The organism is Bradyrhizobium sp. (assembly GCF_019244115.1).
In the GTDB taxonomy this organism is placed as follows: domain Bacteria; phylum Pseudomonadota; class Alphaproteobacteria; order Rhizobiales; family Xanthobacteraceae; genus Bradyrhizobium.
Genome location: NZ_JAFATE010000258.1, coordinates 1 through 5,357, shown reverse-complemented (window position 1 = coordinate 5,357; position 5,357 = coordinate 1). Strand labels below are relative to the sequence as shown.

The 5,357-nt window shown below is 63.2% G+C and carries 7 protein-coding genes; all 7 read left to right on the top strand.

Annotated elements, in window-relative coordinates:
- The coding region (paaA, locus tag JOZ76_RS11655) for a 1,2-phenylacetyl-CoA epoxidase subunit PaaA (RefSeq protein WP_291698778.1) at nt 1-676 on the top strand (676 nt) is incomplete at its 5' end.
- A 16-nt stretch (nt 677-692) separates the two neighbouring features.
- The gene (gene paaB / locus JOZ76_RS11650; RefSeq protein WP_291698777.1) at nt 693-980 is read left to right on the top strand and encodes a 1,2-phenylacetyl-CoA epoxidase subunit PaaB; all 288 of its coding nucleotides are present in this window, start codon (nt 693-695) and stop codon (nt 978-980) included.
- A gap of 153 nt (nt 981-1,133) precedes the next feature.
- On the top strand, nt 1,134-1,910 hold the full coding sequence (gene paaC / locus JOZ76_RS11645) for a 1,2-phenylacetyl-CoA epoxidase subunit PaaC (protein ID WP_291698776.1): 777 nt from the start codon (nt 1,134-1,136) through the stop codon (nt 1,908-1,910).
- The gene (gene paaD, locus JOZ76_RS11640) at nt 1,904-2,407 is read left to right on the top strand and encodes a 1,2-phenylacetyl-CoA epoxidase subunit PaaD (RefSeq protein ID WP_291698775.1); all 504 of its coding nucleotides are present in this window, start codon (nt 1,904-1,906) and stop codon (nt 2,405-2,407) included. The genes paaC and paaD overlap by 7 nt, the downstream gene beginning before the upstream one ends.
- 159 nt (nt 2,408-2,566) lie before the next feature.
- Nucleotides 2,567-3,646 carry a 1,2-phenylacetyl-CoA epoxidase subunit PaaE gene (gene paaE, locus JOZ76_RS11635; protein WP_291698774.1) on the top strand — a complete coding sequence of 360 codons (1,080 nt, stop codon included), beginning with the start codon at nt 2,567-2,569 and terminating at the stop codon, nt 3,644-3,646.
- Between the two features lie 112 nt (nt 3,647-3,758).
- Entirely contained in the window at nt 3,759-4,238 is a 480-nt protein-coding gene (paaI, locus tag JOZ76_RS11630; RefSeq protein ID WP_291698773.1) for a hydroxyphenylacetyl-CoA thioesterase PaaI, read from the top strand.
- Nucleotides 4,239-4,261: 23 nt separating this feature from the next.
- On the top strand, nt 4,262-5,357 hold a 1,096-nt coding region (gene paaK / locus JOZ76_RS11625), incomplete at its 3' end, for a phenylacetate--CoA ligase PaaK (RefSeq protein ID WP_291698772.1).

Here is a 5,357-nt window from a genome sequence, read left to right as displayed (position 1 = left end):
CTCGCGCGAGGAACTGGTCGACGCGATGCTCGCCGGCAGGGCCAAATATTCATCGATCTTCAACTATCCGACGCTGACCTGGGCCGATATCGGCGTGATCGGCTGGCTGGTCGATGGCGCTGCCATCATGAACCAGATTCCGTTGTGTCGCTGTTCCTATGGGCCTTACGCGCGCGCAATGATCCGCGTCTGCAAGGAGGAATCGTTTCATCAGCGCCAGGGCTACGAGATCATGCTGACGCTGTGCCGCGGCTCGGCCGAGCAGAAGGCGATGGCGCAGGACGCCCTGAGCCGCTGGTGGTGGCCGGTGCTGATGATGTTCGGCCCGCCGGACAAGACGAGCCAGCACTCCGACACCTCGACGCGGTGGAAGATCAAACGCTTCTCGAATGACGAGCTGCGCCAAAAGTTCGTCGATGCCACGGTGCCGCAGGCGCAGTATCTCGGCCTCACCATTCCCGATCCTGCCCTGAAGCAGGATGCTGACGGGCACTGGATCTATGGCGAGATCGATTGGACCGAGTTCAAGCAGGTGCTGGCCGGCAACGGCCCGTGCAACAGGGACCGCATGGCGGCGCGGCGCAAGGCTCACGCCGAGGGCGCCTGGGTGCGCGAGGCGGCGGCCGCCTATGCAGCCAAGCGCAAGCTTCGACAGACCGCGCAGGCCGCTGAATAGGGTCAGGAGAGTTGGAATGACCACACCGAATACGCCGCTGTGGGAAGTCTTCATTCGCAGCCGCAACGGACTCGCTCATAAGCACTGCGGCTCGCTGCATGCCAGCGATGCCACCATGGCGCTGCAGGCCGCGCGTGACATTTTTACGCGCCGCGGCGAGGGCCTGTCGATCTGGGTGGTCCCGTCGAGCGCGATCACCGCGTCCGACCCGGCGGAGAAGGGCATGATGTTCGAGCCCGCGGAATCCAAGATCTACCGGCATCCGACGTTCTACGACGTGCCGGAGGAGGTCGGACATATGTGACCGTCATTGCGAGGAGCGAGGCGACAAAGCAAGCCAGAATCTTTCCACGGAGGCAGTCTGGATTGCTTCGCGGATTCTGTCATCCGGCCGCGCTTTGCGCGGACCGGCTGGCTCGCAATGACGAACGACCGCCCACGCAGCAGGTGTGAAGCAATGGCAACGCCGTCAATCCTGGTTTCCGAAACACCGCTGGTGCTCTACACACTGCGGCGCGCCGACGATGCATTGATCCTCGCTCACCGTCTGTCGGAATGGTGCGGGCATGCGCCTGCCATGGAAGAAGACATGGCGCTCTCCAACATTGCGCTCGACCTGATCGGGCAGGCGCGCGAGCTCTATGCCTATGCGGCTGCGGTCGAAGGGAGGGGCAATGACGAGGACAAGTTCGCCTATCTCCGCGATGTCCGCCAGTACCAGAACCTGCTGCTGGCGGAGCAGCCGAACGGCGATTTCGCCCATACAATCGTGCGTCAGCTCTTCTACTCCGCATTCGGCGATCCCTACTGGCGCGCGATGATGGCGTCGAACGATGCGACGCTCGCCGCGATCGCGGCAAAATCCGAGAAGGAGAGCGCATATCACCTGCGGCATGCCTCCGAGTGGGTGATCCGGCTCGGTGACGGGACCGAGGAAAGTCACGCACGGGCCCAGGCGGCGATCGACGATCTCTGGTCCTTCACCGGCGAGATGTTTGCCGTCGACGACGGCGAGCGCAGCCTGATTGACGGCGGCACCGTCATCGATCCTGTAACTCTAAAAGACGTGTGGCTGGCGACCGTCTCGCGCGTGATTGACGAAGCCACATTGCGCCTGCCTCAAAGCGACTGGATGCAGCAGGGCGGGCGGAGCGGCCGCCACAGCGAGCATCTCGGCCATCTTCTGAGCGAGCTGCAATACATGCAGCGGACCTTTCCGGGTGTCTCATGGTGATCGCGGCCGAGAGTGACAGCGTGCTTCGGCAGCGCGCCTGGGACGCCGCCGCTGCTGTGGTCGATCCGGAGATCCCGGTTCTCACGATCGCCGATCTCGGCGTGCTGCGCGAGGTCGACGTCAAAGACGGGCGCGTCGAGATCGCAATCACGCCGACCTATTCCGGCTGCCCGGCGATGAACATGATCGCGGTGGAAATCGCCCTCGCGCTGGAGAACGCCGGCTTTGCCGAGGCAAAGGTGCGGACCGTGCTGTCGCCGGCCTGGACCACGGACTGGATGAGCCAGGAGGGACGCCGCAAGCTCGCCGCCTATGGCATCGCGCCGCCGCGTGCCGCGAGCTCACGCCGCGCGCTGTTCGGCGTGCAGCAGGTAGGCTGCCCGCGATGCCGTTCAGAGGAGACCGAGCTGCTGTCCGAGTTCGGCTCGACCGCCTGCAAGGCGCTATGGCGCTGCAAGAGCTGTCGCGAGCCATTCGATTATTTCAAGTGCCATTAATGGACGTATGATGATGAAGACATGTCATTGCGAGCCACCCGGTCCGCGCAAAGCGCGGCCGGATGACGGGCTCCGCGAAGCAATCCAGACTGTCTCCGCGGCAAAGATTCTGGATTGCTTCGTCACTTCGCGCCTCGCAATGACGTTGGGGGAGCACTGATGTCCCTTACGCCCCGCTTTCATCGTCTCAAGATCAACGGCGTGCGCCGTGAATCGGCCGACGCGGTGTCGCTGACCTTTGCGATCCCAAAAGACCTTGCCGATGACTATCACTTCGCGCCCGGCCAGTATCTGACGCTGCGCACGACCATGGACGGCGAGGAGGTCAGGCGCTCCTATTCGATCTGTTCCGGTCCCGACGACGGCGAACTGCGCATTGCGGTCAAGCGCATCGATGGCGGCGCGTTTTCGAGCTGGGCCGCGGACGAATTGAAGTGCGGCGACGAACTCGACGTAATGACGCCGACCGGCCGCTTCGGTGTGACGCCAAGGCCTGCGGAGGCGCGCATTCATGTGGGGTTTGCCGCGGGCAGCGGTATTACGCCGATCCTGTCGATCGTGAAGACGGTGCTGGCGCGCGAGCCAAACAGCCGCTTCTTCCTGTTCTATGGCAATCGCACCACCGCGGGCATGCTGTTTCGCGAAGCGCTGGAAGAGCTCAAGGACCGCTACCTCGACCGTCTCTCGGTGTTTCACGTGATCTCCGGCGAGGAGCAGGACATCCCGATTCTCGAAGGCCGGCTGGACGCCGAGAAGGTGAAAGTGCTGTTGCGGGCGATGGTGCCGGCCGAAACCATCGACCATGTGTTCGTCTGCGGACCGACCGGGATGAGCGAGGAGATCGAAGCGACCTGTCGTACGCTTGGCATCGCCGAAGACAGGATTCACGTCGAGCGTTTCGTGTCTGGGCTCGGAGGCAAGCCGCGCCCCAAGGCGATCGTTCCGGTCGCTGCGCCGGCGAAGGCGTTTGCCTCGCTGATCATTGACGGCAAGCGGCGCGAGGTGCCGGTCGCCGAGGGCGAGGCAATCCTGGACGCGGCGCTGCGCGGCGGCGTCGATCTGCCCTTTGCCTGCAAGGGCGGCATGTGTTCGACCTGCCGCGCCAAGCTCGTGGAGGGCAGGGCGGAGATGGAGTTGAACTATTCGCTGGAACCGTGGGAGTTAAAAGCCGGCTTCATCCTGACCTGCCAGGCCAAGCCGATCACGGAGAGGGTCGTCGTCGACTACGATCACATGTGAGGATTGGCGGAAGGGGTTTTTGCCGTCGCAAGAGGCCCGTTGAAGGGTCCGACCGAACCGGGGAGAGAGACGTGCGTGAGGTAAGAAAATCCCCCGCGATCGCGAGCGAGCCATGAACGTCACGACAAGTCCGTCGTCTGACGATCTGGCGCGCGCCTGCGCGGAGGCGATGTGGAAGGACGATCAAGCGAGCCAGGGGCTCGGCATGACGATCGTCGACGTGAAAAGCGGCGAGGCGACGCTGGCGATGACCATCCGGCCGGGTATGGTCAACGGCCACAACATCGCGCATGGCGGCTTCATATTCACGCTCGCCGATTCCGCCTTCGCCTTTGCCTGCAACTCGCACAACGAGCGCGCGGTGGCAGCGCAGGGCAGCATCACTTTCATCCGTCCGGGCAAGCTCGGTGACAGGCTCGTTGCCACGGCGCGCGAAGTATCGAAATCTGGCCGCTCCGGAATCTACGATGTCCGCGTCACCGCTGGTGATGTGGTGATCGCCGAGTTCCGCGGCCATTCGCGCATCATCGGGGGCACGCTGGTACCGGGCACATGGGACAATAATAACAACCGATCAGAGCAAACGACCTAGTGGAAACGCCAAGAGACAACACCATGGCTTCACCAAGACTCAAGTCCACGGACGGCTACTTACCCGAGATGGACGACACCGAACGCGCTTCGCGCGACGCCATCATGGCTCTGCAGAGCAAGCGCCTTGCGTGGTCGCTCAGGCACGCCTACGACAATGTCGCGCATTACAAGAACGCCTTCGACAAGGCCGGCGTTCATCCGGACGACTTCAAGGAGCTCGCCGATCTGGCGAAATTTCCGTTCACGGTGAAGACGGACCTGCGCGACAATTACCCGTTCAACATGTTCGCGGTACCGCGCGAAAAACTCGTGCGCGTGCATGCCTCCTCGGGCACGACGGGCAAGCCGATCGTGGTCGGCTACACCAAGGCCGACATTGCGACGTGGTCGAACGTGATGGCGCGCTCGATCCGCGCCGCGGGCGGGCGCTCCGGCATGGTCATCCACAACGCCTATGGCTATGGCCTGTTCACCGGCGGCCTCGGCGTGCACTACGGCGCCGAAGAGCTCGGCTGTACGGTGGTGCCGATTTCCGGCGGCATGACCGAGCGGCAGGTGCAGCTCATCAACGATTTCAAGCCCGACATCATCACGGTGACGCCAAGCTACATGCTGGCGATCCTGGATGAGTTCAGGCGCCAGAAGCTGGACCCGCGCCAATGCTCCCTGAAAATCGGCATTTTCGGCGCCGAGCCGTGGACCAACGCGATGCGCGCCGAAATCGAGGACGCGTTCGACATGGACGCGACAGATATATACGGACTGTCGGAGGTGATCGGTCCCTGCGTCGCGCAGGAATGCCTGGAGACCAAGGACGGCCTGCACATCTGGGAAGATCATTTCTATCCCGAGGTGATTGATCCGGAGACCGGCAAGGTGCTGCCGGATGGCGAATTGGGCGAGTTGGTGTTCACCTCGCTCACCAAGGAAGCCAGTCCCGCGATCCGCTACCGCACCCGCGACCTGACCCGGCTCCTACCCGGCACCGCCCGCAGCATGCGGCGGATGGAAAAGGTGACCGGGCGGACCGACGACATGCTGATCATCCGCGGGGTCAACGTGTTCCCCAGCCAAATCGAGGAACTCGTACTCGCGCATCGCGATTTATCCGGCCATT